This is a genomic window from Azotobacter chroococcum (assembly GCF_002220155.1).
Taxonomy (GTDB): Bacteria; Pseudomonadota; Gammaproteobacteria; order Pseudomonadales; family Pseudomonadaceae; genus Azotobacter; species Azotobacter chroococcum.
In genome coordinates this window covers 260662-284197 of sequence record NZ_CP011836.1, presented here as the reverse complement: position 1 = coordinate 284197, position 23536 = coordinate 260662, and the positions used below count along the sequence as shown (strand labels likewise).

Annotated in this window: 21 protein-coding genes and 2 pseudogenes; 18 read left to right on the top strand and 5 right to left on the bottom strand. The window is 62.8% G+C overall.

Annotated features, from left to right (window positions below):
* The first annotated feature begins 20 nt into the window (after window positions 1-20).
* Together ACG10_RS22735 and ACG10_RS22730 are read left to right on the top strand one after the other, a co-directional pair.
* Window positions 21-836: an aminotransferase class IV family protein gene (locus ACG10_RS22735; protein ID WP_089170133.1), complete on the top strand. Its 816-nt coding sequence runs from the start codon at window positions 21-23 to the stop codon at window positions 834-836.
* Between the two features lie 398 nt (window positions 837-1234).
* A pseudogene (locus ACG10_RS22730) lies at window positions 1235-1408 on the top strand (transposase); the annotation flags it as partial.
* A 160-nt stretch (window positions 1409-1568) separates the two neighbouring features.
* On the opposite strand, the gene ACG10_RS22725 reads toward ACG10_RS22730, so the two are convergent.
* Complete coding sequence (locus ACG10_RS22725; RefSeq protein ID WP_089166638.1) at window positions 1569-2930, bottom strand: IS701 family transposase; 1362 nt, start codon at window positions 2928-2930, stop codon at window positions 1569-1571.
* Window positions 2931-3087: 157 nt separating this feature from the next.
* Between ACG10_RS22725 and ACG10_RS22720 the strand changes: the two genes are divergently transcribed.
* Together ACG10_RS22720 and ACG10_RS22715 are read left to right on the top strand one after the other, a co-directional pair.
* Complete coding sequence (locus ACG10_RS22720; protein ID WP_089170132.1) at window positions 3088-4257, top strand: ATP-binding protein; 1170 nt, start codon at window positions 3088-3090, stop codon at window positions 4255-4257.
* Complete coding sequence (locus ACG10_RS22715; protein WP_232487307.1) at window positions 4224-4694, top strand: GTP pyrophosphokinase; 471 nt, start codon at window positions 4224-4226, stop codon at window positions 4692-4694. Before ACG10_RS22720 ends, ACG10_RS22715 begins: the two co-directional genes overlap by 34 nt.
* A 121-nt stretch (window positions 4695-4815) precedes the next feature.
* On the opposite strand, the gene ACG10_RS22710 is transcribed toward ACG10_RS22715, so the two are convergent.
* Window positions 4816-5850: an IS630 family transposase gene (locus ACG10_RS22710; protein WP_089168053.1), complete on the bottom strand. Its 1035-nt coding sequence runs from the start codon at window positions 5848-5850 to the stop codon at window positions 4816-4818.
* 102 nt (window positions 5851-5952) lie between these two features.
* Here ACG10_RS22710 and ACG10_RS22705 point away from each other — a divergent pair, with 102 nt between their 5' ends.
* From ACG10_RS22705 to ACG10_RS22685, 5 genes are all read left to right on the top strand, one after another.
* A complete protein-coding gene (locus tag ACG10_RS22705; RefSeq protein ID WP_157731518.1) occupies window positions 5953-6597 on the top strand; it encodes a hypothetical protein in 645 nt (214 codons plus the stop codon).
* Complete coding sequence (locus tag ACG10_RS22700; RefSeq protein ID WP_089170130.1) at window positions 6594-7358, top strand: PRTRC system ThiF family protein; 765 nt, start codon at window positions 6594-6596, stop codon at window positions 7356-7358. Before ACG10_RS22705 ends, ACG10_RS22700 begins: the two co-directional genes overlap by 4 nt.
* Before the next feature lie 210 nt (window positions 7359-7568).
* Window positions 7569-7991, top strand: a complete 423-nt coding sequence (locus ACG10_RS22695; protein WP_089170129.1) for a hypothetical protein — start codon at window positions 7569-7571, stop codon at window positions 7989-7991.
* 133 nt (window positions 7992-8124) lie between these two features.
* Entirely contained in the window at window positions 8125-8799 is a 675-nt protein-coding gene (locus ACG10_RS22690; RefSeq protein WP_089170128.1) for a DUF4942 domain-containing protein, read from the top strand.
* A 47-nt stretch (window positions 8800-8846) separates the two neighbouring features.
* On the top strand, window positions 8847-10208 hold the full coding sequence (locus tag ACG10_RS22685) for an IS701 family transposase (RefSeq protein WP_089166638.1): 1362 nt from the start codon (window positions 8847-8849) through the stop codon (window positions 10206-10208).
* 253 nt (window positions 10209-10461) lie between these two features.
* On the opposite strand, the gene ACG10_RS22680 is transcribed toward ACG10_RS22685, so the two are convergent.
* Window positions 10462-11028, bottom strand: a complete 567-nt coding sequence (locus ACG10_RS22680; protein WP_089170127.1) for a TetR/AcrR family transcriptional regulator — start codon at window positions 11026-11028, stop codon at window positions 10462-10464.
* A gap of 118 nt (window positions 11029-11146) precedes the next feature.
* Here ACG10_RS22680 and ACG10_RS22675 point away from each other — a divergent pair, with 118 nt between their 5' ends.
* Window positions 11147-11809, top strand: coding sequence for a glutathione S-transferase family protein (locus ACG10_RS22675; protein ID WP_089170126.1), 663 nt, complete (start codon window positions 11147-11149; stop codon window positions 11807-11809).
* A gap of 105 nt (window positions 11810-11914) precedes the next feature.
* Window positions 11915-12417 (top strand): annotated as a pseudogene (locus tag ACG10_RS24635) (AraC family ligand binding domain-containing protein); the annotation flags it as partial.
* 322 nt (window positions 12418-12739) lie between these two features.
* Here ACG10_RS24635 and ACG10_RS22665 read toward each other — a convergent pair.
* Window positions 12740-13642, bottom strand: a complete 903-nt coding sequence (locus ACG10_RS22665; RefSeq protein ID WP_089170125.1) for a LysR family transcriptional regulator — start codon at window positions 13640-13642, stop codon at window positions 12740-12742.
* Between the two features lie 374 nt (window positions 13643-14016).
* Between ACG10_RS22665 and ACG10_RS22660 the strand changes: the two genes are divergently transcribed.
* The 4 genes from ACG10_RS22660 to ACG10_RS22645 all read left to right on the top strand — a co-directional run bounded on the left by ACG10_RS22660 (window position 14017) and on the right by ACG10_RS22645 (window position 18451).
* Complete coding sequence (locus ACG10_RS22660; protein ID WP_232487306.1) at window positions 14017-15357, top strand: dicarboxylate/amino acid:cation symporter; 1341 nt, start codon at window positions 14017-14019, stop codon at window positions 15355-15357.
* 97 nt (window positions 15358-15454) lie between these two features.
* Window positions 15455-16282, top strand: a complete 828-nt coding sequence (locus tag ACG10_RS22655; protein ID WP_089170124.1) for an FAS1-like dehydratase domain-containing protein — start codon at window positions 15455-15457, stop codon at window positions 16280-16282.
* Window positions 16283-16409: 127 nt separating this feature from the next.
* A complete protein-coding gene (locus ACG10_RS22650; RefSeq protein WP_089170123.1) occupies window positions 16410-17612 on the top strand; it encodes a CaiB/BaiF CoA transferase family protein in 1203 nt (400 codons plus the stop codon).
* 14 nt (window positions 17613-17626) lie between these two features.
* Complete coding sequence (locus tag ACG10_RS22645; RefSeq protein WP_089170122.1) at window positions 17627-18451, top strand: HpcH/HpaI aldolase/citrate lyase family protein; 825 nt, start codon at window positions 17627-17629, stop codon at window positions 18449-18451.
* Window positions 18452-18783: 332 nt separating this feature from the next.
* Here the strand turns inward: ACG10_RS22645 and ACG10_RS22640 are convergent, their stop codons facing one another.
* Window positions 18784-20145, bottom strand: coding sequence for an IS701 family transposase (locus ACG10_RS22640; RefSeq protein ID WP_089166638.1), 1362 nt, complete (start codon window positions 20143-20145; stop codon window positions 18784-18786).
* Between the two features lie 249 nt (window positions 20146-20394).
* On the opposite strand from ACG10_RS22640, the gene ACG10_RS22630 reads away from it, so the two are divergent.
* The 3 genes from ACG10_RS22630 (at window position 20395) to ACG10_RS22620 (ending at window position 23425) form a co-directional block, all read left to right on the top strand.
* On the top strand, window positions 20395-21429 hold the full coding sequence (locus ACG10_RS22630) for an IS630 family transposase (RefSeq protein WP_089167856.1): 1035 nt from the start codon (window positions 20395-20397) through the stop codon (window positions 21427-21429).
* 204 nt (window positions 21430-21633) lie between these two features.
* The gene (locus tag ACG10_RS22625; protein WP_089170161.1) at window positions 21634-22350 is read left to right on the top strand and encodes an AraC family transcriptional regulator; all 717 of its coding nucleotides are present in this window, start codon (window positions 21634-21636) and stop codon (window positions 22348-22350) included.
* Window positions 22351-22486: 136 nt separating this feature from the next.
* Entirely contained in the window at window positions 22487-23425 is a 939-nt protein-coding gene (locus ACG10_RS22620) for a DMT family transporter (protein WP_089170121.1), read from the top strand.
* The last annotated feature ends 111 nt before the right edge of the window (window positions 23426-23536 follow it).

The window sequence follows — 23536 nt, the reverse complement described above, 5'->3', positions numbered from 1 at the left end:
CAAATCCCTGGAGTGAATAAATGTCAGCGTGCTTGACCTCTTTTGTTGTTCAACGTAACGGTCGGGCGGCGACCACCGAGGAGTTGGCACCGCTCGCCTTTGCGGGCTATGCCCACTTCACTGCTATGCAGGTGCGTGGGGGCCAGGTCCGGGGCCTCGACCTCCATCTGGAGCGGCTGCGGTTTGCCTCGGTGGAGATGTTCGGTCAGGCATTACCCGACGATCGGGTGCGGTCCTATCTGCGGGCGGCACTGGAGGCCGGTCCGGCTGACCTCTCACTAATGGCCACGGTGTACTCACCGGCAGGCGAGTTCACTGTGGCCGGGGCTGATGTGGAGCCAGAGGTGCTGGTCCGTACCGGACCGGCCGCGTCCGGCCCGGAGGGCCCGCTGACACTGGCGACGGTCGAGTACGAACGGGTCCTCCCAGCCGTGAAGCATGTCGGCGAGGTGGCTAAGACGTATTTCCTCCGTCAGGCTGTTGGACAAGGCTTTGACGACGCCGTTTTCGTTGACCGTCGGGGTCGGCTCAGCGAGGGGTCGATCTGGAATCTGGCCTTTTGGGATGGCGACGCGGTGGTATGGCCCGTGGCCGAGATGCTGGGAGGCACCACGATGGGTATTGTCCGCCGGCAACTGGATCGCTTCGGTGTCCCCCAGCGCGTCCAGGAGATAACGCTCGCCGACCTGCCGACGTTGGCTGGGGCTGTGGTCATGAACTCATGGACGCCGGGTGTGCCGGTACACCGAATCGGTTCTGTGTCTCTGCCTGAGGCACCGTCCTTCTTGGAATTGCTTCACCGGGCCTACCAGGCCGAACAACTCGCCTCGCCGTGAGAGACCTCTTTCAAGGTCTTTTGTTTTTTGAAGTCTTGATGACGCGGTCGGTGGAGACATGGACACGGACCGTCGCGCATCGACCCACGCCTTGGGCTTGTCCACCTTGGGGCCGCGTTGATCCATGGCACCGTTATCTATGTCAGGTTGAGCCATACCCCCGTCGGGCGTCGGGCTGGCTCTTAAATGCACTTTCTGTTCCGTTGTTCCACAAACCCCCAGTGATGTTCAGTTGCAGAAAACGTGAGCCCGCGCTGATGGAATGCAAGCCGGCGCGGCTGAATGCAAGCTCGCTCGCAACTAATGTGAGCCCGGAGGCTTCGTCAGTCGCAGTTAATCTGAGCCGAAAATCGCGATGATTGCGAGCCCGGCTGTTTTCGATTGCAAGCCCTTACATGTATGCGTTGTGCAAGCAAACGGTGGAACCGGTGTTCGGCATCATCAAAGCGGTGCTGGGCTTCCGGCAATTCTCGCTGCGCGGTCTGGACAAGGTCAGCGGTGAATGGGCTCTGGTGTGCCTGGCGTGGAACCTGAAGCGCATGGCCGTATTGCGCCTGCAAATCGGGAATTAGGCAAAAAACAGACATAAATCCGGGAAAATCGGTCAAAACTGCCTAATTTCTGGCAAAGCCGATGCTCTATCTGCCTGCGGCGCTCAAGTCCGACAGGCTGCTAGTCTTACTGTGTCATAAACGTGGATAGCCCAAACCGCCGTACAGGTCCCGGCAATACTCAAGCATCAGGTAGACACCCAGTTGATGACGCAGCGTCGTGATCGAGTCCGCCACATGCCGCTGTGCGCGCTGGCCGACCGCGGGGGCGGTAATCCGCGGGAAGCGCAGGTACCGTGCACCCCATGAGGTTTTTTTTTCCTTGGCCATCCGGTCCGGACAGGGCCTCACGGCGCAGGCGCTGCCCGAGCAGAAAACCGTAGGCGGCGATGCTCAGGCTGGCATGGTGGTGGAATCCCCGCCAACCGCGTCCCTCGTAATGTCCCAGCCCCAGGTCCTGCTTGAGATCCTGATAGTCGCGCTCGATACGCCAACGCAGGTGGGCGATGCGCACCAGTTCCGATAGCGGCGTGTCCTCCTCGAGCGTGGACAACCAGTAACGGGTCGGCTCGGCCTGCGTGAGGGGCCATTCGATCAGCAGCCATTGCTGCGGGTGCAGCCGCTGTTTTGCCGACACGCTGCCGGCAGGGCGTACCCGTACTGCAGCGAAACGCCCGCTCAGTGGTTCGTTGGTTCCCTGGCGCCAGGTGAGTTCCGTAAAGAGCTCGGGCGGCAGCGACAGGGCCAGCTTCTTCACCGACAGTGGTCGATGCTCCGGCGAGCGCCGCGTGGCTACCGGTGGGCGCCCCTTGCCCGTCCAGGGCTTGGGCGGCAGCGGCTGCTGGCCGGGCGGCCATACCCGCACGACCGAGGTTATCCCAACCACATAGGGCAGCCCCATGGCCGTCAACCCCTGGCGAAAAGCGCTGTCCACGCCGTAACCGGCATCGGCCACCACCCAATGATGGGGTTCCCCGGCTTCGAGCAACGCCTGCAACTGCGAAAGCGCTATCTGGGGCTTGGTGGCAAAGCGGACGTCCTCGGGTACGCCGGCCTGGCGGCGCCGCCCGGCATCTTCGGCCCACTCCCGGGGCAGGTACAAGCGCCAGGCTACCGGCAGGCTGGCCTGTTCGCACGCCAACGAGACGCTGACCGCCACCTGGCAGTTGTCCTGCTTGCCCAGCACCCCGCAGTACTGGCGTGCCACGCCCACCGAGTGCCGTCCCTTCTTCGGGAAACCGGTGTCGTCCACGAGCCAATAGCTGCCAGCGGACAGATCCATTGTCGGCAGGACCCACCGGGCCACACGGCGCAGCATTTCGGTATCCGACCAGTCGGCCTTGGCCACGAAATGATGCAACGCCTGGTGCCGGGCACTGGCATGCAGGGGGTCGAGGTGTGCCGCCATGGGCTCCACGCTCTTGCGCGCCAAGGGCAGCATCAGGCCTGAGCAATAGCCGCGCAGCCCGGCTTCCCGGTCGGCATGTCCCAGGCCGGCCGCCAGATGCGCCAGGTATTCGTCGAACCGGATCATCGAGTCCATCGTCGGTCTCCTTCGAACTGCCGAAGATCTACTGACGATAGCTCAATTTAGTGACACAGTAAGACTAGGACGATTAGCTCTCACCAAGCGGTGATCTATGCTAAAACTATCCTGAAAGATATAAACTATAGTTAGTCAGATAATTCAGGATAGTCAGATGAGTCCGTCCCGCCCCATTTTCCACCGCAAGGCCCTAGCCGAGGCTCTTGTGCGAGACTTGGCCGGCGAGTCCTTTGCCGACTACAGCTCGGGCATGTTTCTGGCAGCACCTCGCCGTACTGGCAAGAGCACGTTTCTCGAAAACGACCTCGCGCCCGAATGCGAAGCTCGGGGCTGGCTGCCGGTATACGTGGACCTCTGGGAAAACCGAGAGGTCGATCCCGCCGAGCTGATTGCCGGCGCCATTGGTCGCGCCCTGGCAGAGTTCGACAGCGCCGCCCGCAAGGCCGCAAAGAAGGTCGGCATCGAGAAGATTAACCTGCTCCGCACCCTGAGTTGGGATTTCAGCAAGCCGCAACTGCCTCCAGGCACGACACTGGCCAAGGCCCTAGACGTACTGCACCAAGTCTCCGGCCAGATGATAGTCCTGATCGTAGACGAGGCCCAGCACGCGCTGAACAGCGAGAGCGGGATCAACACCATGTTCGCCCTCAAGGCTGCGCGGGATCACCTCAACCGGGGCAACCGCCCCGATGGACTGCGACTGGTCTTCACCGGGTCGAGCCGGGACAAGCTGGCCAACCTAGTCCTCAAGTCCAAGCAGCCCTTCTATGGCGCTCACATCACGCCATTCCCGCTGCTTGGCCGCGACTTCGTTGAGTTCGTGACCGGCGTGTGGAATACCCGCCTCGCCGCTACCAACCAGTTCAGCGCCGACGACATGGATTATGCGTTCGGATTGGTTGGCCGTCGCCCGGAAATGCTCAACGCCCTGCTCACGGAGGTAAGCATAGGCCTGGGCGAAGCCAGCAATCTCGCGGAGCTGCTGCGCACTGGCGCCCTGAATCACCAAGCCGGGGTCTGGAGCGACTACGAGAGCGCCTATAATGATCTTTCGCCGCTGCAACAGGCGGTGCTTGAGGTGATGGGCGAGCGAGTCATGAGCAAGCAGCCTTTCACGCCATTTTCTGAGCAGACATTCATCGAAGTGAACCGCCAGTTGGAGCTGGCCGGCGCCGAGGCCAACGCCAGCACTCCGAACGTCCAGAAGGCGCTCGATGTGCTGCGCGAGAAAGAGCTTGTCTGGAAGGCCTCTCGGGGTGAATACGCCCTGGAGGATTCGTCCATGGCTGAATGGCTAACGCGGAAGAAGCGCGAGAAGAAATGAATATGCCTTCAGCTCTGATCGAACTCGCTCTGCATCGAGCCCTCAAGGCCTACGGAGGGAAAGTGGATAAGGCGGGCAAACCGTACATCCTGCATCCGCTTCGCCTCGCGGCCCGCTTGGATGACCCAATCGCTCAGTGTGTCGCCTTGCTCCACGATGTGATAGAGGATTCCCCTACAACTGCTGACGATTTGCGTAACGATGGATTTCCAGAATCGGTCGTGAGCGCGGTTGTAGTGCTTACCCGCCGCAAGGACGAGAGTTACGAGGCCTTCATTGACCGCGTTCGTGTCCACCCGCTTGCCAGGAAGATCAAGCTGTTGGACATTGAGGACAACATGAATCTGCTGCGGCTCAACGCGGTGAGCGAGAAAGACCTACAGCGCGTAGCGAAGTACCACCGGGCATGGAAGCGCCTGGACTCGCCAGATGCTTAATCAAGCCTCGGAGCAAACTCAGTTGCACCCAGGACCACGATTTCGGCAAGGGGTTGAAACCTGATTTTTTGTTGGGTACTTACCACGCGGCGTTTGGTTACTAATCTTTTAAAAAGTAATGTCATGCTGCTGTATATCGGCAGTCCGGGTGGCGGAAAAACGATTTCACCAGCTCCGGCAACTTCTGGATTCTGCGCAGCGCGCCCAGGGCCAACTTCTTCATTTCCTCCCGGTTCTGCACAAGACGCCTGGAGACACTGCGCTTGACGTGCCCCCAGACCTGCTCGTCCGGGTTCAGCTGTGGCGAGTACGGGGGCAGATAGAAGAGTTTCAGGCGCCCCGCCTGTTCTTCGACGAACGCCCTGACCAGCCGGGCCTTGTGCACCGGATGGCCATCGACGATCACGAAGACCGGCTGCTCGGCACCGATCAGCAGGCGCTTGAGAAACTCGCGGAACACGCTGGCCGTCACCGTCCCGTCGTGCAGCATGAAGCGGAACTCGCCGCGCGTCCCGACCGCCGACAGCATGTTCACCGAGAAGCGTCGGCCGGTCACCTCGACCAGCGGCGTTTCCCCCTGCGGTGCCCAGGTCGTGCCGGCATGGTAGTCGGAGCGCAGGCCCGACTCGTCCGCGAAGTAGATCCTTGCCCCCGCTGCACGGGCCTCGGCCCGAATCGCCGGGTAGGTCTCGTTTTCCCACTGGCGCACCAGCGCTGCATCCTGCTGCCAGGCGCGATACAAGGGTTTTTGCGCGGTGAAGCCGAGCAGCTTCATGACTCGGCTCACGGCGGACAGTGACAGCGTCTTGCCGAACTGGCGGCGGATCAGTTTGGCAATCAGCGAGAGGGTCCACAGGCCGAATTCGAAGCGGTATTGCAGCGGCGAGTGATCCCGAACGGCCTGTGCCAGCCAGCGCACTTCCTCGGCACTGATCCTGGGCGGACGTCCGGGAACCGGCTTGGCGAGCAGGGCGTTCTGTCCGCCATTGGCGAAGTCGGACAGCCAGCGAAAGACGCTGCGGATATTGACGCCGAAGGCGGCCGCCACGCTTTGGACGGTCTGCCCTTCGCGAACGGCCTTGATCGCCTGTTGACGCATGACCTGGAGGGAGTGGTGGTCGATTGCCCGACCATCGGAGTTTCGTTTGCATTTCATCGGGGTATTGTCTCTCAATATGACAATACTTTCGATAGACTTAGTAATACCGAATCCATCGCCCTGCTGCTGCATCGCAACGAAAAAAGCGGCACGGTCGAAGTGACCAGCCACAAGGTCGTTCCCGCCCCGGATGCTGGCTTCGTGCTGGGCGCCGGTCGCCTGTTCAACCAGCAGGACAAGACGGCCATCGTGGAAATCCTCAGCGGGAACAAGGAGTCCATCGCCTTCGTCCCCGATCAGGTGCTGGCCCGCGACGGCTCCGGCTTCAACATGGTCTGGTTCACGCCGCCCCAACAGGCCGAGGTGCATTTCCGCGAGGCGGATTACCGCGTGCCGCTGCCCCTGCTGATCTACGCCAAGTTCGAGGGCCAGCGGCTGCGGGTGTTCGCCGCCAAGGGGCGTGCCCGCCCCACGCCGGACACCAAGCTCTGGATCGCGCCGCTGGGCAACATTAACACCAGCGGGACCATGTGCGGCGGCAATGTGAGACAGGAGGAGTTTCGCGGGCGCGACGAGGACCGGGCCGCCTGCGAGGGCTTCGCCGTCGAGGCCCGCGCCACGCATTTGGGCGATACCCCGCCGGTGAAGGGCGTCGGCAGCCAAGCGGCCTACGAGGCGTTCATGGCCAAGCTGCATGAGGAGCAGGCCCGCACCTTCCCGGCCAGCCGCCTGCTGCCGGCCAAGGCCCGCAACGGCGAGCAGCACACCTTGGCCGACCTGATTCGCGCAGGAGGCCGCCCATGAGCGCTCAGGCCCTGCTGGCCCCACAGGAAGTCTGGTTCGAGGCGCCGGAGCGCTGGATGAGCGATGCGGTGCATCTGGTGGTGATCGGCGCCGGGGGCAACGGCAGCGAGGTGGTGGACTGTCTGGCCAGCTTCCATCATGCGCTCATCAGCCTCGGCCACCCCAAGGGCCTGAACGTCACGATCATCGACGACGCCCTGGTGCGGGAACCGAATCTGGTCCGCCAGCGCTTCTGGCCCTGCGACCTCGGCCAGTACAAGGCGGTGGCGCTGGCCAACCGCTACAACCTGATGCTCGGGCTGGACTGGACCGGCCTGCCCTATCGCTTTCCCGGCCCGGAAACCGAGAAGGCCATCGCCCGTGCCGACCTCATCATCACGGCGGTGGACCTGCCCTCGGCCAGACGGGCGCTCGCCCACTACGACGACTATTTCAAGCCGTCCTGCATGTGGCTCGACCTGGGCAACGGGCACCGGCATGGTCAAGCGGTGTTCGGCGCCCTCAGCCCCCGCCACCGGGAGCGCTACCCCTCGGTCATGGAGGTCTACCCGGAGCTGGCCAGCCTGCAGGACGATCCACGCAAGTCCTGCTCGGCCGCCGAGTCGCTGGGCACGCAGGATTGTCTCGTCAACCGCGCCATCACCACGGCGGGCATGGGCATCGTGTGGGAGCTGCTGCGCTATGGGCGCACGGCCAAGCACTGCCTGTCGATCAGCCTCGAAACCGGCGAGCAGATGGCCGCGAGCTTTCCCTCGGCCTAATGGCGGGAACGCCCCCTTCCCAACCAGAAGGCGCGGACTTCGCCTCTCGCCGCCGCGCCGATCCCCAGCGAAATAACCGCCCCTGGCTGGGAAAGCCGCTTCGCTTGGCGGGCTGTCCAACGCACAGCAGAAGCTGGAATTTGGGTTTGCCCAGACGTGGGGCAGCATCGGGGTGTTGCATACCTTCGTTGCCAAAGCAGGAGGCACGACATGACCGCGAAAAATGATTTCCCGAGCGAGCAGTTTGCACTCGAACTACCGCAGGCGGAGGATGAAAGGGCCGGGGATAATATGCTGGCCTCGTACTTCCGCCTGAAAGTTCCTTGTATCGAATGCCCACTGCTCAAGACTCGGCAGAATATAATTCCCCCCAAGGAGTTGGAGAAAATGATTGCCGATCTGTTGGCGCACGATTTCTCGACGCGGCAGTGTCAAAGAATCCGCCACTTCAGGGAATATGCGCTCTTGAACAAGAAGGGGAATTTTTCCTCGGATGCGGAGGCCATGTGTGCTGGCGCTGCCGCGTTCTTGCTCAAGCGCAATAGTCCGACGCTGGGGATGCGGGTGGCTATATCCACCGAAGCCATCCCGCTCGATCATTGGGACGAGGCCAAGCCTCTGGTGATCGACTGATAATTGCAGGGAATAAACTTTCCCTGGAAATAGATGCGGCAACTATCGACAACAAGTTGCAGGGATTGCATTGGCCGGCTTGGGATTTGTCGAAGGGATGAGAGTGTAGGGACATTCCCAGGAGGTTTGTCCCATGCAACTTTTCGAGCAAGACCGCAACAACTCCCAACCCATCCTCGGCGATATCGTCGATCAGTTCTTCGCACCGATACAGTTCGACACCCTCACCCAGCTGGCCAGCGAGTACCAACGGCTGAAGGCCCGTATCGTCGAGGTCCACGGCATCGTCACCGAGGAGAAGGTATCCGGCGTGATGGGCTATTTCTTCTCCGGCAACAGCTCGGACCAGTACGGCCACAGCGCCATGCTGCGCCACACCAGCTCCTTCGACGAGATATTCAACCTCGATGGCGCGCTGAACGACCTCACCGCGACGTTCTGGAGCCGGGCGCTCAGCCTGACCGACCTGCAGGAGCACATGCCCCAGGCCCGCCGCAACCAGTGGCATGAGTGCTTGAACGCCTGGCGCCAGCGCGGCTACCAGCGGGGCAAAAATCCCGAGCTGGACATGCCCGAGTTCAGCCTCGACAACCTGCGCGCCACGATCCAGGGGCTCATGGCCCGGCGGGCGGAATTCCTCGCCGAGCGGGTCGATGGCATTTTCCGCAACCTCTCGCGCTCGCATGTAACCAACACCCCGGAAGGCTTCTCGAAACGGATGATTCTGAGCCATATCTACTCGGATTTCGGGACCACCGATCACGACCGCGAGGGCTACATCCACGATCTAATCTTACTGTGTCACTAAATTGAGCTATCGTCAGTAGATCTTCGGCAGTTCGAAGGAGACCGACGATGGACTCGATGATCCGGTTCGACGAATACCTGGCGCATCTGGCGGCCGGCCTGGGACATGCCGACCGGGAAGCCGGGCTGCGCGGCTATTGCTCAGGCCTGATGCTGCCCTTGGCGCGCAAGAGCGTGGAGCCCATGGCGGCACACCTCGACCCCCTGCATGCCAGTGCCCGGCACCAGGCGTTGCATCATTTCGTGGCCAAGGCCGACTGGTCGGATACCGAAATGCTGCGCCGTGTGGCCCGGTGGGTCCTGCCGACAATGGATCTGTCCGCTGGCAGCTATTGGCTCGTGGACGACACCGGTTTCCCGAAGAAGGGACGGCACTCGGTGGGCGTGGCACGCCAGTACTGCGGGGTGCTGGGCAAGCAGGACAACTGCCAGGTGGCGGTCAGCGTCTCGTTGGCGTGCGAACAGGCCAGCCTGCCGGTAGCCTGGCGCTTGTACCTGCCCCGGGAGTGGGCCGAAGATGCCGGGCGGCGCCGCCAGGCCGGCGTACCCGAGGACGTCCGCTTTGCCACCAAGCCCCAGATAGCGCTTTCGCAGTTGCAGGCGTTGCTCGAAGCCGGGGAACCCCATCATTGGGTGGTGGCCGATGCCGGTTACGGCGTGGACAGCGCTTTTCGCCAGGGGTTGACGGCCATGGGGCTGCCCTATGTGGTTGGGATAACCTCGGTCGTGCGGGTATGGCCGCCCGGCCAGCAGCCGCTGCCGCCCAAGCCCTGGACGGGCAAGGGGCGCCCACCGGTAGCCACGCGGCGCTCGCCGGAGCATCGACCACTGTCGGTGAAGAAGCTGGCCCTGTCGCTGCCGCCCGAGCTCTTTACGGAACTCACCTGGCGCCAGGGAACCAACGAACCACTGAGCGGGCGTTTCGCTGCAGTACGGGTACGCCCTGCCGGCAGCGTGTCGGCAAAACAGCGGCTGCACCCGCAGCAATGGCTGCTGATCGAATGGCCCCTCACGCAGGCCGAGCCGACCCGTTACTGGTTGTCCACGCTCGAGGAGGACACGCCGCTATCGGAACTGGTGCGCATCGCCCACCTGCGTTGGCGTATCGAGCGCGACTATCAGGATCTCAAGCAGGACCTGGGGCTGGGACATTACGAGGGACGCGGTTGGCGGGGATTCCACCACCATGCCAGCCTGAGCATCGCCGCCTACGGTTTTCTGCTCGGGCAGCGCCTGCGCCGTGAGGCCCTGTCCGGACCGGATGGCCAAGGAAAAAAAAACCTCATGGGGTGCACGGTACCTGCGCTTCCCGCGGATTACCGCCCCCGCGGTCGGCCAGCGCGCACAGCGGCATGTGGCGGACTCGATCACGACGCTGCGTCATCAACTGGGTGTCTACCTGATGCTTGAGTATTGCCGGGACCTGTACGGCGGTTTGGGCTATCCACGTTTATGACACAGTAAGAATAAACGGATTTCTGAAACTCGGACGAACGGCCGTTCTTGGATGGCTTCTGCCGTTTGAGGCGGGTCGAAGTTGACTGCGCAATTTCCTGCAATTGCGCACCATGGCTAATGGTCAGGTTTATTCCCGAACACTCGGGATCGGAAAAAAATCCGCATCCGCGGTGCCCTGGGTGGCGTTCGACGGATTCCAGCGATCTCAAGGTTCTATGAGCTGCAAGCACCCGGCTTGGGAGGCCACGAGGATCTCCTCCGCCAGCCGGTCGTCGTCGACAGCGCGGGCTAGGGCTACTCCACCAATCATGGCCACGGCGATTTGCAGCGCCCGCTGCCGCGGGGTCATCGCCGCTGTCGCTGCCAGTCTGCTCTCCAGCCGCGCAACGAATGCCGTCAGAATTCGGGTATAGCTGTCTCGAATGATCTCGTCCTGTCGAGCTGCATCGTTGACCATGAAGGCTAGGGGGCAGTGCATCTGGCTGCCGTCCCGATGGCCCATTCGAAGGTAGCTCTTCACCATTTGTCGCAACCCCTCCGTGCCGGCCCGCTCGAGTAGCGCGCCGCCTGCCCGGGCCGCATTTCGAAGAGCTTCGTTGTAGAGCTCCTTCTTGGAGGCGAAGTGGTGATAGAAAGCTCCGCGGGTCAGTCCGGCATCCTGCATAATCGCGTCGATACTGACCTGTTCGAAGCCCTCCAGCGCGAATAACCGTGCGGCGCTATCCAGAATTTTCTGGCGGGTTGTTGTGCGTCGGGTACTGGGCCAAGACATGTGTTCTTCTCCTCGGGACGAGCGCTAGGCGCCAGTGTGCCAAAGCCCGAGTTTATGTTCTTGAACATAAGGTCATGCCCGTCAGTATAACAGCCTCAACTCCATGGAGGCGTTACCGATGAGCCTGCACATACTCGGTCCGGGATTCAGCACCTTCGTCCGCAGCGTTCGGCTGTATTGCGAGGAGAAGTCGCTGGACTACACGTATGGCCTCGAGATCGACGGCCACACGATCGCCCTGCGCAGCCCTGAACACCTGGCCCTGCATCCCTTCGGCAAGATCCCCGTGCTGCTGCATGGGGAACGGCGCATTTTTGAAACCACCGCCATCTGCCGCTACCTCGACGAGGCTTTTCCCCAATCCTCTCTTCAGCCTCTGGATCTGGCGCGGAAAGTCGAAGTGGACCAGTGGTCTGCCACCCTGGCCTTGTACGTCGACGACCGGTTGATCCGCCGTTACTTATTACTGCTGGTTTCGCCCATGCAGTCGTCACGACCTGTCGACCGGGAGGCTTTGGCCGCTTCCGAGCCCTTGGTCATCCAGACACTGGAGCTTCTAGAGCGGCAGTTGGGTAACTGCGCGTTCTTCTGTGGAGCGGATTACAGCATGGCTGATGCCATCCTCACCCCCATGCTCGACTATTTGCAGCGCCTACCCGACAGCTCGGTATGGCTGGAGCGAAAGCCAGGCCTTCACGATTATCTGCGGCGCATGCGACTGCGTCCGTCGGGGGGCAAGGTATTGGACGAACCGGGTTCCGGCCTCCGCAAGGGGGGATGACGATGCCTCTAGGGCGAGAAGGAAGGCAGCGCGACCGCCTTGGGGGCTTTGCCGTCGATCTGGGCATACTGGCCCGGGCTCCATCGCCAGCGATGCACCATCACCATGTTGTTCGACTCCCTCTATGCAAGCCCCGTTTGCGCCGTATCTCGGGACTACCGGCACGGCGAGCGTGTCGCTCCGCATCGGTACTCCCGTGCGTAGCTCATCCATGCCTTGAGCGGCGTGGTCACGGTCAACACTTCTCTGGGAAGCTGGATCGTACCGCCAGGCCGGGGCGTCTGGGTGCCGGCCGGCGTCGAGCACGACCTGAAGATTGCCGGCAGGGTGCGGAGCGAGCCCTGTTCGTCGATCTGCTAGCCCGTGCCGACCTGCCGCAGGGCTGCCGTGTGGTCGATATCCAGCCCCTGCTGCGCCACCTGATCATCGTCGCGATGGACATTCGCCAGGACTATCCCGCCGGTGGGCGCGACGAGCGGGCTATGGAGCTGATCCTCGAGGAACTGTGCGTCTTGCCGATCCTGGCACTGCATGTCCCTCTGCTGGCCGATGCGCTTCTGGCGAGCCTGTGCCAGGCGCTGCGCGGCGCCTCCCTTGCCGACCGTTCGCAACTCTACAAGGACGTCGCCAGCGGCCCCTTCTTCGGTTACAACCAGCCTGGCGCCAGGCAGCCTCAAGGCTTTCGCTGGCTGCGGCCTGGGTGAGTTGGTCGAGGGTGATGGTCATGGGCGCTTCCGCCTCCGTGTTTGCGCCCAGACTACGCCCGGGGCGCAGCAACCTAAGCGGGCCACTGCGGGGCGCACGATAGGGATTTCGCCGGTACTGCAGGGTTAGGGTTAATACTGGCGCTGAGTGCTCCATGATCCCAGGGACGAACTCGAGCATGTTGGCAGGGGTAAAGCTACCCAGGCATTTTCGCTGGCGGCACCGTTATGGAGCCGCCAACGGCTTCTCCAGGATCACGTTCACGAGGGTGCGGATGAAACTCGGCAGCGCCTCTAGATCACGCACGAGAATGCTGCGCTCGCGCAGCACCCAGGGTTCATCCAACTCGACCACCGCCAGTTGCATAGTGCGCTGGTGGCGCAGCGCCGCGGACTCCGGGAGGATGCCGATGCCCACTCCTGCCTCGATCATCCGGCACATGGCCTCGAAGCCATAGACCTGAATACGTAGGCTGAAGCTGTTGCCAAGTAGTTCGACCTTCTCGCGCAGGAAGTACTGTAGGGTGGCGCCTTCATGCAGGCCGATGTGTGGGTACTCCAAGGTGTCGGCCAGCTTGACACTGCCGCGCCGGGACAGCGGATGGTCGCGTGGAGTGGCCAACACCAGGCGGTCGGTGCTGAAGCGCAGCACCTGCAGACCTTGGGTCTGCACTGGGCCAGCGATGATCCCAAGGTCGGTCGAGCCGTCCAGTACTCCGCGCACGATGTCGCGGGCTAGACGTCGCTCCTGCAGATCGACCGTCACCCCAGGCCGTTCGACGAGGTAGCCAGCGAGGATTTCCGGAAGGAATTCAGTGACTGCCGTGGTATTGGCGAAGATACGCACATGTCCAGCAGCCTCGCTGCCGTAGTCGGTGAACTCGCTCTTCATGTACTCCACCTGGCGCAGAATTCTTCGCGCATGTTGCAACAGCAGATTGCCAGCAGGCGTCAACTCGACGCCGCGGCTGTCGCGGTAGAGCAGACGGCTACCGAGTTCCTCTTCCAGATGCTTGATCCGCGTGCTGGCCGCTGCCGGGGAGATGAACGCCTTGCGCGCGCCCTGGGTCAGGCTGGGTGACTCAGCTATATGCGCAAACAGGCGTAGGTCGGCCAGATCGAAATGCATGGTGGTGTTCTCTGTATGGCGTTAAGCAAATCCGAACGCCTCCTTCCGGAAATCCAGATTCACAGATCGCCCCCCGCTTGGCAATCATGCAATCAACAACAACAAAGCACGGAAAATTGCCGATGAAACACCTCGATTCTTCCTCGCCGACAGCCTGTACCTCAGACATACGCACGCTCTTGGCCGGCGTTCGTGAACTAGTCGCACCGCCGCGTCCTTAGCGCCGCAGAAGGAACGTCGCTCCCCGACGAGCCGCGGGCTCACTGAGCTCGATCTTCTTCCCTCACACAACAGGATTCCCGTGCGCCGCCGTCAGGCTGCGCGCCGTGGAGGCTTTTTTCCGCCGCAAGCGCGGCACCACCAGGGCAATAACAATGACAATCAAGAAGTTAGGGCGCACCCTTTACATTCAGGTAGTAATCGCCATCGTGCTGGGTGTTGCGATTGGCTACTTCTGGCCACAAACCGGTATCGAACTCAAGCCGCTGGGCGATGCTTTCATCAAGCTGATCAAGATGATCATCGGCCCGATCATCTTCTGTACCCTGGTTTCCGGCATCACCAGCATGCAGGACGTCAAGCGGGTCGGCCGGGTCGGCGGCAAGGCCCTGCTGTACTTCGAGCTGGTTTCCACTGTGGCATTGTTTATCGGCCTGTTGGCGGCACACCTGCTGCGTCCCGGCGAGGGCTTCAACGTCGACGTGCATAGCCTGGATGCCAGCGCTATCTCTGGCTATGTCAACCAGGCAGCGCATGGTGAAGGGTTCGTTGGCTTCCTGATGCACACGATACCCAGTACCTTCTTCGATGCTTTCGCCAAGGGCGAGGTCCTGCCGATCCTGATGGTCTCGGTGTTGTTCGGTATCGCCCTGCTGCTGATCGGCGAACCTGCCCGACCACTGATCGAGCTGATCAATCAGGCGTCCGAAGTATTTTTCCGCATTGTCGGCATGATCAGCCGGGTGGCACCGCTCGGTGCGCTGGGAGCCATCGCCTTCACCGTCGGCAAGTACGGCCTGGGTTCGCTGGTGCCTCTGCTCAAGTTGATCGGCACCTTCTACTTCACCGCCTTCCTCTTCGTCGCCTGTGTGCTCGGCAGCATTGCCCGGCAGGCCGGGTTCAGCATCTTCCGTCTATTGGGTTACCTCAAGGCCGAATTGCTGATCGTACTGGGCACCAGCTCCTCGGAGTCGGCACTGCCGCAACTGATGAAAAAACTGGAAGACGTCGGTTGTTCGAAAGGCGTGGTCGGCATCGTGGTACCCACCGGCTACACCTTCAACCTGGACGGCACCAACATCTACATGACCCTGGCGGTGCTGTTCCTGGCCCAGGCCTGCAACATTCCGCTGACCCTGGAACAGCAACTGACCCTGCTGGTGGTGACGATGCTCACCTCCAAGGGAGCGGCCGCGGTGGTCGGCGCCGGTTTCGTGGCCTTGGCCGCAAGCCTGGCCACAGTGCCGACGGTGCCGGTCGAAGCCATGGTGCTGATCCTGGGCGTAGACCGCTTCATGGCCGAATGCCGAGGACTGACCAACTTCATCGGCAATGCGGTGGCGGGAGTGGTGGTGGCCGCCTGGGAAGGCGAGCTGGATCGCTCACGGATGGGGCCGATCGCCCTGAGGCGCGACCGCCACTCACCGGCACCGACCAATGAGACCGAGCTTACCCGGAACACCAGACAGAACGGGTCAGAGGCCACTCGGCGTTAAGTCAATCAGAACGCATCCATACAGAAACTCGGATTCCAGATCTGCCATCGCTGGCGATCGTGCATACAAAAAGCGACATCTCTACGGAGTACTACCCATGAGTCAGATCGACCTTTCTACCTGGATCGGCCGCAGTGAAGAGATCCATGACCAGTTGAGCCTCAATCTGGTCAAACGCATCGCCGCAACCCTCGGCACACAGACGCCAGCCAGTGGCGAGCCGCTACCGCCCTTGTGGCAGTGGGCGTTCTTCCAAGAGCCGCTGCCCGAAGTTGGCCTCGGTACGGACGGCCATCCGGCACGCGGCGGCTTCTTGCCGCCAGCGGACAACCGCAACCGCATGTGGGCCGGCGGCCGCTTCGAGTTCTTTGCGCCGCTGCGGGTTGGCAGCGAGGCCACCTGCGTGTCGACCATCGCCCAGGTCGAGGAGAAGGTCGGCAAGACTGGCGCCCTGTTGTTCGTCACCGTGCGTCATGACTACCTGCAGGACGGCCGCCTAGCCGTGCGTGAGGAGCAGGACATCGTTTATCGCGAGCCCAGCCCGCCGAAGACCCGCAACGACGAGGCGGTGCCGCCGGGTGACTGGCGCGAGGCGGTCGAGCCGACCTCCACCTTGCTGTTCCGCTATTCGGCGGTGACCTTCAACGGCCATCGCATTCACTACGACTGGCCCTACGTGACCGGCACCGAGGGCTATGCCGGTCTGGTGGTGCACGGTCCGCTGATCGCCACCCTGGTGCTGGGCGCCTTCTGCCGTGCCAATCCTGCTGCGCGCCTACGGCGCTTCGCCTATCGCGGCCTGCGCCCGCTGATCGCGCCGGACGCCTTCGAGATCGGCGGGCGTATCGTCGCGCCGGGGCACGCCGAGCTCTGGGCCGGCAACGCCAACGGTATCGCCCAGAAGGGCGAGGTCTACTTCGACTGAGGGCCGGCTCCTGCGGGAGCCCTGCGATGTCGCGGCGCTCGACATGGGCGCCGCTCTCCACCAACCCGATCCTGTCCTGTGCGGCCGAGCACCCGCTCGCTGCCGCTCGCCTCTTGAGGAATCCGCTATGACAACCGCACCATCGTCCCGCCCGCTCGACGGCATCACTGTGGTCAGTCTCGAACACGCCATCGCCGCGCCCTTCTGCACCCGCCAGCTAGCCGACCTCGGCGCACGGGTGATCAAGATCGAACGCCCCGGCACCGGCGACTTTGCCCGTGGCTACGACGAGCGGGTCAAGGGCCTGGCCTCGCACTTCGTGTGGACCAACCGCTCCAAGGAAAGCCTGAGCCTCGACCTCAAGCAGAACGAGGCCGGGGAGATCCTCGACGCCCTGCTGGGCAAGGCCGACGTGCTGGTGCAGAACCTCGCGCCGGGCGCCGCGGCACGTCTGGGGCTGTCCTTCGAGGCGTTGCACGAACACTTTCCGCGGCTGATCGTTTGCGACATCTCCGGCTACGGCGAGGGCGGCCCCTACCAGGACAAGAAGGCCTACGACCTGCTGATCCAGAGCGAGGGCGGCTTCCTGTCGATCACCGGTGGGGCCGGTGACGACGAGATGGCCAAGGCCGGCTGCTCGATCGCCGACATCGCCGCTGGCATGTACGCCTATAGCAACATCCTCTCCGCCCTGCTACTGCGCGAAAGAACAGGCGAGGGCAGCCACATCGACCTGTCGATGCTGGAAAGCCTGGTGGAGTGGATGGGCTATCCGTTGTACTACGCCTTCGACGGTGCCACGCCGCCGCCGCGTGCCGGGGCGGCGCACGCCACCATCTACCCCTACGGCCCATTTCCGGTGGGTGACGGTGGCACCGTGATGCTCGGCCTGCAGAACGAGCGCGAGTGGCGGCTGTTCTGCGACAAGGTGCTTAGGCGCCCGGAGCTGGCGGACGACGAACGCTTCGACGGTAACTCCAAGCGTTCGGCTCAGCGCGAGATGCTGCGCGCGATCATCCTCGACTGTTTTGCCGCGCTGAGCACCGAAGAGGTCATCGCCCGGCTGGAGGCCGCACCCATCGCCAACGCCCGGGTCAACGACATGCAGGGTGTCTGGGAGCATCCGCAGCTCCAGGCGCGCCAGCGCTGGAGCGAGGTCGGCAGCCCGAGCGGCGTGCTGCCCGCCCTGCTGCCGCCTGGGCGCAACAGCGCCTTCACCCCGCGCATGGCGCCGATCCCGGCGCTGGGCGAGCACAGCGAGGCGCTGCTCGGCGAACTAGGCTACGCCCCGGCCGAGGTCGCCCGCCTGCGCGACGCCAGCGTGATCTGAGGGGAGATGCGCATATGAACCAAGCGATCATTCGCAGTGCCCTATTCGTCCCCGCCAGTTATCCCGAGCGCATTCCCAAAGCGCTGGTCAGCGGTGCCGATGCGGTTATCGTCGACCTTGAAGATGCCGTCGAGGAGACGCTCAAAGAACAGGCACGGGCCAACCTGGCTGCCTTCCTCGCCGCCCATCCCGAGGCACGGCTACTGGTACGGGTAAACGCTGCCGGGCATCCCGGCCACGCGGCCGACCTCGAACTCTGTGCTCGCCAGCCGGGGGTCTGTGGCGTACTGCTACCGAAGGCAGAAAGCGCTGAGCAAGTGGTGCGAGCTGCAGTCACTGGCAAGCCGATCTGGCCAATCATAGAGAGCGTGCGCGGCTTGCTCGCGCTGCCGGAAATCGCAGCCGTCAAGGGGATCGAGCGGTTGTCTTTCGGTGCCCTCGACCTCGGTCTGGACATCGGCTTGGCCAACGGTAGCGCTGCTGCCGGTCGCCTGCTCGACCAGGCGCGCTACGCTATTCTGCTGGCCAGCCGTGATGCCGGGCTGGCTCCCCCCTTGGACAGTGTGTTTCCGTCTATCCAAGATCTTGACGGACTTCGACAAGCCGCTCGCGACGCCCGCGATATGGGCTTCGGCGGTCTGCTATGCATCCATCCCGTACAAGTGCAGGTAGTACACGCGACTCTGATGCCAAGTGCCAGCGAGTTGGACTGGGCGCAGCGCGTGTTGAGCGTCGGTAACGGCAGCGGGGTATTCGTGGTAGACGGAGAGATGGTCGATGCGCCGGTACTCGGCCGCGCCCGTCGCTTGCTAGAGCAAGCAGGTCAGATATCCGCCTGAAAAACGCGCTGCCGCTGCGGCGGCAGCGCGTGACACAGTGTTTCACAAAGCAATAACCAGAGAGGGAGTCCCCTATTCATGAAGATTGGGCCCTCATTTATGCACTACATCTCACTAATCGTCGCCAGTCCGATTCAAGCCGCTGAAGCGGTTAAGTATCCAGAACATAAGGAACGCCAAGTCATAGCGGTTCCGCGATCGCGGCACCTTCATCTTGCACGTGGAAGACGAGCATCGTCACCGCTGACTATTCCCCCGGCCTGCGCCATCTCCTAGTCTTACTGTGTCATAAACGTGGATAGCCCAAACCGCCGTACAGGTCCCGGCAATACTCAAGCATCAGGTAGACACCCAGTTGATGACGCAGCGTCGTGATCGAGTCCGCCACATGCCGCTGTGCGCGCTGGCCGACCGCGGGGGCGGTAATCCGCGGGAAGCGCAGGTACCGTGCACCCCATGAGGTTTTTTTTTCCTTGGCCATCCGGTCCGGACAGGGCCTCACGGCGCAGGCGCTGCCCGAGCAGAAAACCGTAGGCGGCGATGCTCAGGCTGGCATGGTGGTGGAATCCCCGCCAACCGCGTCCCTCGTAATGTCCCAGCCCCAGGTCCTGCTTGAGATCCTGATAGTCGCGCTCGATACGCCAACGCAGGTGGGCGATGCGCACCAGTTCCGATAGCGGCGTGTCCTCCTCGAGCGTGGACAACCAGTAACGGGTCGGCTCGGCCTGCGTGAGGGGCCATTCGATCAGCAGCCATTGCTGCGGGTGCAGCCGCTGTTTTGCCGACACGCTGCCGGCAGGGCGTACCCGTACTGCAGCGAAACGCCCGCTCAGTGGTTCGTTGGTTCCCTGGCGCCAGGTGAGTTCCGTAAAGAGCTCGGGCGGCAGCGACAGGGCCAGCTTCTTCACCGACAGTGGTCGATGCTCCGGCGAGCGCCGCGTGGCTACCGGTGGGCGCCCCTTGCCCGTCCAGGGCTTGGGCGGCAGCGGCTGCTGGCCGGGCGGCCATACCCGCACGACCGAGGTTATCCCAACCACATAGGGCAGCCCCATGGCCGTCAACCCCTGGCGAAAAGCGCTGTCCACGCCGTAACCGGCATCGGCCACCACCCAATGATGGGGTTCCCCGGCTTCGAGCAACGCCTGCAACTGCGAAAGCGCTATCTGGGGCTTGGTGGCAAAGCGGACGTCCTCGGGTACGCCGGCCTGGCGGCGCCGCCCGGCATCTTCGGCCCACTCCCGGGGCAGGTACAAGCGCCAGGCTACCGGCAGGCTGGCCTGTTCGCACGCCAACGAGACGCTGACCGCCACCTGGCAGTTGTCCTGCTTGCCCAGCACCCCGCAGTACTGGCGTGCCACGCCCACCGAGTGCCGTCCCTTCTTCGGGAAACCGGTGTCGTCCACGAGCCAATAGCTGCCAGCGGACAGATCCATTGTCGGCAGGACCCACCGGGCCACACGGCGCAGCATTTCGGTATCCGACCAGTCGGCCTTGGCCACGAAATGATGCAACGCCTGGTGCCGGGCACTGGCATGCAGGGGGTCGAGGTGTGCCGCCATGGGCTCCACGCTCTTGCGCGCCAAGGGCAGCATCAGGCCTGAGCAATAGCCGCGCAGCCCGGCTTCCCGGTCGGCATGTCCCAGGCCGGCCGCCAGATGCGCCAGGTATTCGTCGAACCGGATCATCGAGTCCATCGTCGGTCTCCTTCGAACTGCCGAAGATCTACTGACGATAGCTCAATTTAGTGACACAGTAAGATTATGCTCTGTCAGGCCCGAACGCCAGGACGACCTGGTCGACAAAGCTGCGCAGCTTCGGCCAGGAGCTGCGCGACAAGACCTTGCCACTTGCACAGCACTCGGAGCTTGGCTCCACCGGGTGGCTCGGCCTGCCGAACTACTAAGTCTATCGAAAGTATTGTCATATTGAGAGACAATACCCCGATGAAATGCAAACGAAACTCCGATGGTCGGGCAATCGACCACCACTCCCTCCAGGTCATGCGTCAACAGGCGATCAAGGCCGTTCGCGAAGGGCAGACCGTCCAAAGCGTGGCGGCCGCCTTCGGCGTCAATATCCGCAGCGTCTTTCGCTGGCTGTCCGACTTTGCCAATGGCGGACAGAACGCCCTGCTCGCCAAGCCGGTTCCCGGACGTCCGCCCAGGATCACTGCCGAGGAAATGCGCTGGCTGGCACAGGCCGTTCGGGACCACTCGCCGCTGCAATACCGCTTCGAATTCGGCCTGTGGACCCTCTCGCTGATTGCCGAACTGATCCGCCGCCAGTTCGGCAAGACGCTGTCACTGTCCGCCGTGAGCCGAGTCATGAAGCTGCTCGGCTTCACCGCGCAAAAACCCTTGTATCGCGCCTGGCAGCAGGATGCGGCGCTGGTGCGCCAGTGGGAAAACGAGACCTACCCGGCGATTCGGGCCGAGGCCCGTGCAGCGGGGGCAAGGATCTACTTCGCGGACGAGTCGGGCCTGCGCTCCGACTACCATGCCGGCACGACCTGGGCACCGCAGGGGGAAACGCCGCTGGTCGAGGTGACCGGCCGACGCTTCTCGGTGAACATGCTGTCGGCGGTCGGGACGCGCGGCGAGTTCCGCTTCATGCTGCACGACGGGACGGTGACGGCCAGCGTGTTCCGCGAGTTTCTCAAGCGCCTGCTGATCGGTGCCGAGCAGCCGGTCTTCGTGATCGTCGATGGCCATCCGGTGCACAAGGCCCGGCTGGTCAGGGCGTTCGTCGAAGAACAGGCGGGGCGCCTGAAACTCTTCTATCTGCCCCCGTACTCGCCACAGCTGAACCCGGACGAGCAGGTCTGGGGGCACGTCAAGCGCAGTGTGTCCAGGCGTCTTGTGCAGAACCGGGAGGAAATGAAGAAGTTGGCCCTGGGCGCGCTGCGCAGAATCCAGAAGTTGCCGGAGCTGGTGAAATCGTTTTTCCGCCACCCGGACTGCCGATATACAGCAGCATGACATTACTTTTTAAAAGATTAGTATGTGCGCGAGCTGGTTGCTCATCGGAACTACATCAGTATCACAAGCGCTGCTTCGAGCAGACACCGTGAGGAGCCAGCGACTCCTTGCAGGCCCTTGAACGACCGCAATACGTGGATTTCCGTTTTGGCAAAAAGTATAGATAGGCGCGACTACGAAAGTGCAGATCGCCCCATCGTGGTCATGGCGAAGGACTATCCAGCGGGACATGTCGTGCCGCGGCACACCCATGCTTGTGGGCAGCTCATCTACGCAGTTTCCGGGATCATGGAAGTTCGCACGGACAGCGGCCTGTGGCTGGTGCCGCCGCAACGCGCCTTGTGGATGCCCGCAGGGATCGCCCACGCCATGCGCACACGAAGCAGCCCGGTGGCATTGCGCACGGCATATGTTCGAGTGAATCGGTGTCCCGCCGATGCACCTGAACAACCCAGCGCGGTACAGGTTTCGAACTTGCTGCGGGAACTCGTCCTGCGAGCAGCCGCGATTGCCCTTGACTACCCCGAGGACAGCCGGGATAGCCGCATCCTGGGTCTGATCCTGGAGGAAATCACTTGGTCGCCGGAACAGAGGCTGCATTTGCCCACGGGCCGGGATAGGCGGTTGGCAGCGATCTGCGAAGCAATCCTGGCCCACCCGCAGGACAACCGCACCTTGGACGACTGGGCCAGTCAACATGGCGCAACGGCGCGCACCCTGTCGCGCCTGTTTACGGCTGAACTTGGCGTGCCGTTTCGGGTATGGCGGCAGCAGGCGCGCGTCATGGCAGCGCTACCACGCCTAGCCGCCGGCGACCCCGTGACGGTCGTGGCGCTGGAGATGGGCTACGACACGCCAGGCGCATTTTCCTCCATGTTCAAGCGGCTGTTGGGGGAGTCGCCCAGCCGCTACTTCCCATAGGCAGGCTGGTAACGCCTTTGTCCTGTTCGGCGTAATTATTGTCTTTCCGAGCGAAGCTCGATGAGCTGCAGGGAAACACACTATCTGGTGATTCGGCGGCATACCGCCTACCACCATTCCAATAGGACCTGACTTCATGGATCCGCGTGTAGCGCAACGCCGCTATCTCCTGCTGATACTCTGCTCCACCTTTCTGCAAGGCTCGTCCTTTGTCGCCAGCAAGGTCGTCCTGACCGAGCTCCCCCCCGTGTGGTTGGCCACGCTACGTTTTTTCGTAGCGGCCCTATCGCTGCTGCCTTGGCTGTGGTTGCGGCACCGCAACCGTGTAGCTGCCGGCATCGCGGTTCCGATCACCGCCATGCCCTGGCTGCGGCTGGCTGTCATCGGCCTCCTGCAGACGGCAGGCGTCATGGCGTTCTTGACGACGGGTCTGACGCAGACCACTGCCTCCAAAGCGGCGATCCTGATGGCCAGTAATCCACTGCTGGTGGCGTTGCTGGCCGGCATTCTGCTCAAGGAGCGGGTGCGCCCCCAAACCTGGCTGGGCCTGCTGCTGGCCTTTGCGGGCGTGGTGGTCTGCATCGGTGTGCAGTCGGTGATGAGCGGCGCCATCGGCCATGGGGAAGTACTGGTCATGGCGGGTTCGGCCTGCTGGGCGTTCGCCACGTTGGCCTGCAAGCGCTTTCGCTTGGCCATCGACACCTGGACGCTGGCGTTCTGGCAAATGCTCATCGGCGCGGCCGCACTTACTCTGCTGGCAGCTTGGCGTGGCGAGCCGTTCGTCTTGCCAACTGATACGGCGGCCGCCTTCCTGTGGCTGGCCATTCCCGCCTCGACGGGCGCCATGGGGTTGTGGTTCGCTGCGTTGCATGCGGGTGGTGCTGTCCGCACCAGTGGCTTCCTGTTCCTGTGTCCCTTCTTTGCTGCACTCATCGCCTTTGCCACCGGGGGCGAAATGCTCTCCACCCACGAATTGCTGGGTGGTGTGATGATCGCCGTGGGCATTGTCCTACTGTCCCGGGCACCAGCCGCGAAGCCGGCTCATCAAGCGGCTTCCCTGGAGAACATGCCATGACGGGTTCTGTCGCAATAGCGCGGCCAGGTAAGCTGAACGCTCGAAACGAAACCGACCGAGGCGCCGATGACCCTGCTCAGCCCAGCGACGGCTCGCGCCCATGTCTCCACC

Excerpts from the sequence above, each read along its gene's own strand:
- ACG10_RS22735 (WP_089170133.1), top strand. The coding sequence starts at position 21 with ATGTCAGCGTGCTTGACCTCTTTTGTTGTTCAACGTAACGGTCGGGCG.
- ACG10_RS22725 (WP_089166638.1), bottom strand. The coding sequence starts at position 2,930 with ATGGACTCGATGATCCGGTTCGACGAATACCTGGCGCATCTGGCGGCC.
- ACG10_RS22720 (WP_089170132.1), top strand. The coding sequence starts at position 3,088 with ATGAGTCCGTCCCGCCCCATTTTCCACCGCAAGGCCCTAGCCGAGGCT.
- ACG10_RS22715 (WP_232487307.1), top strand. The coding sequence starts at position 4,224 with ATGGCTAACGCGGAAGAAGCGCGAGAAGAAATGAATATGCCTTCAGCT.
- ACG10_RS22710 (WP_089168053.1), bottom strand. The coding sequence starts at position 5,850 with ATGAAATGCAAACGAAACTCCGATGGTCGGGCAATCGACCACCACTCC.
- ACG10_RS22700 (WP_089170130.1), top strand. The coding sequence starts at position 6,594 with ATGAGCGCTCAGGCCCTGCTGGCCCCACAGGAAGTCTGGTTCGAGGCG.
- ACG10_RS22695 (WP_089170129.1), top strand. The coding sequence starts at position 7,569 with ATGACCGCGAAAAATGATTTCCCGAGCGAGCAGTTTGCACTCGAACTA.
- ACG10_RS22690 (WP_089170128.1), top strand. The coding sequence starts at position 8,125 with ATGCAACTTTTCGAGCAAGACCGCAACAACTCCCAACCCATCCTCGGC.
- ACG10_RS22685 (WP_089166638.1), top strand. The coding sequence starts at position 8,847 with ATGGACTCGATGATCCGGTTCGACGAATACCTGGCGCATCTGGCGGCC.
- ACG10_RS22680 (WP_089170127.1), bottom strand. The coding sequence starts at position 11,028 with ATGTCTTGGCCCAGTACCCGACGCACAACAACCCGCCAGAAAATTCTG.
- ACG10_RS22675 (WP_089170126.1), top strand. The coding sequence starts at position 11,147 with ATGAGCCTGCACATACTCGGTCCGGGATTCAGCACCTTCGTCCGCAGC.
- ACG10_RS22665 (WP_089170125.1), bottom strand. The coding sequence starts at position 13,642 with ATGCATTTCGATCTGGCCGACCTACGCCTGTTTGCGCATATAGCTGAG.
- ACG10_RS22660 (WP_232487306.1), top strand. The coding sequence starts at position 14,017 with ATGACAATCAAGAAGTTAGGGCGCACCCTTTACATTCAGGTAGTAATC.
- ACG10_RS22655 (WP_089170124.1), top strand. The coding sequence starts at position 15,455 with ATGAGTCAGATCGACCTTTCTACCTGGATCGGCCGCAGTGAAGAGATC.
- ACG10_RS22650 (WP_089170123.1), top strand. The coding sequence starts at position 16,410 with ATGACAACCGCACCATCGTCCCGCCCGCTCGACGGCATCACTGTGGTC.
- ACG10_RS22645 (WP_089170122.1), top strand. The coding sequence starts at position 17,627 with ATGAACCAAGCGATCATTCGCAGTGCCCTATTCGTCCCCGCCAGTTAT.
- ACG10_RS22640 (WP_089166638.1), bottom strand. The coding sequence starts at position 20,145 with ATGGACTCGATGATCCGGTTCGACGAATACCTGGCGCATCTGGCGGCC.
- ACG10_RS22630 (WP_089167856.1), top strand. The coding sequence starts at position 20,395 with ATGAAATGCAAACGAAACTCCGATGGTCGGGCAATCGACCACCACTCC.
- ACG10_RS22625 (WP_089170161.1), top strand. The coding sequence starts at position 21,634 with ATGGCGAAGGACTATCCAGCGGGACATGTCGTGCCGCGGCACACCCAT.
- ACG10_RS22620 (WP_089170121.1), top strand. The coding sequence starts at position 22,487 with ATGGATCCGCGTGTAGCGCAACGCCGCTATCTCCTGCTGATACTCTGC.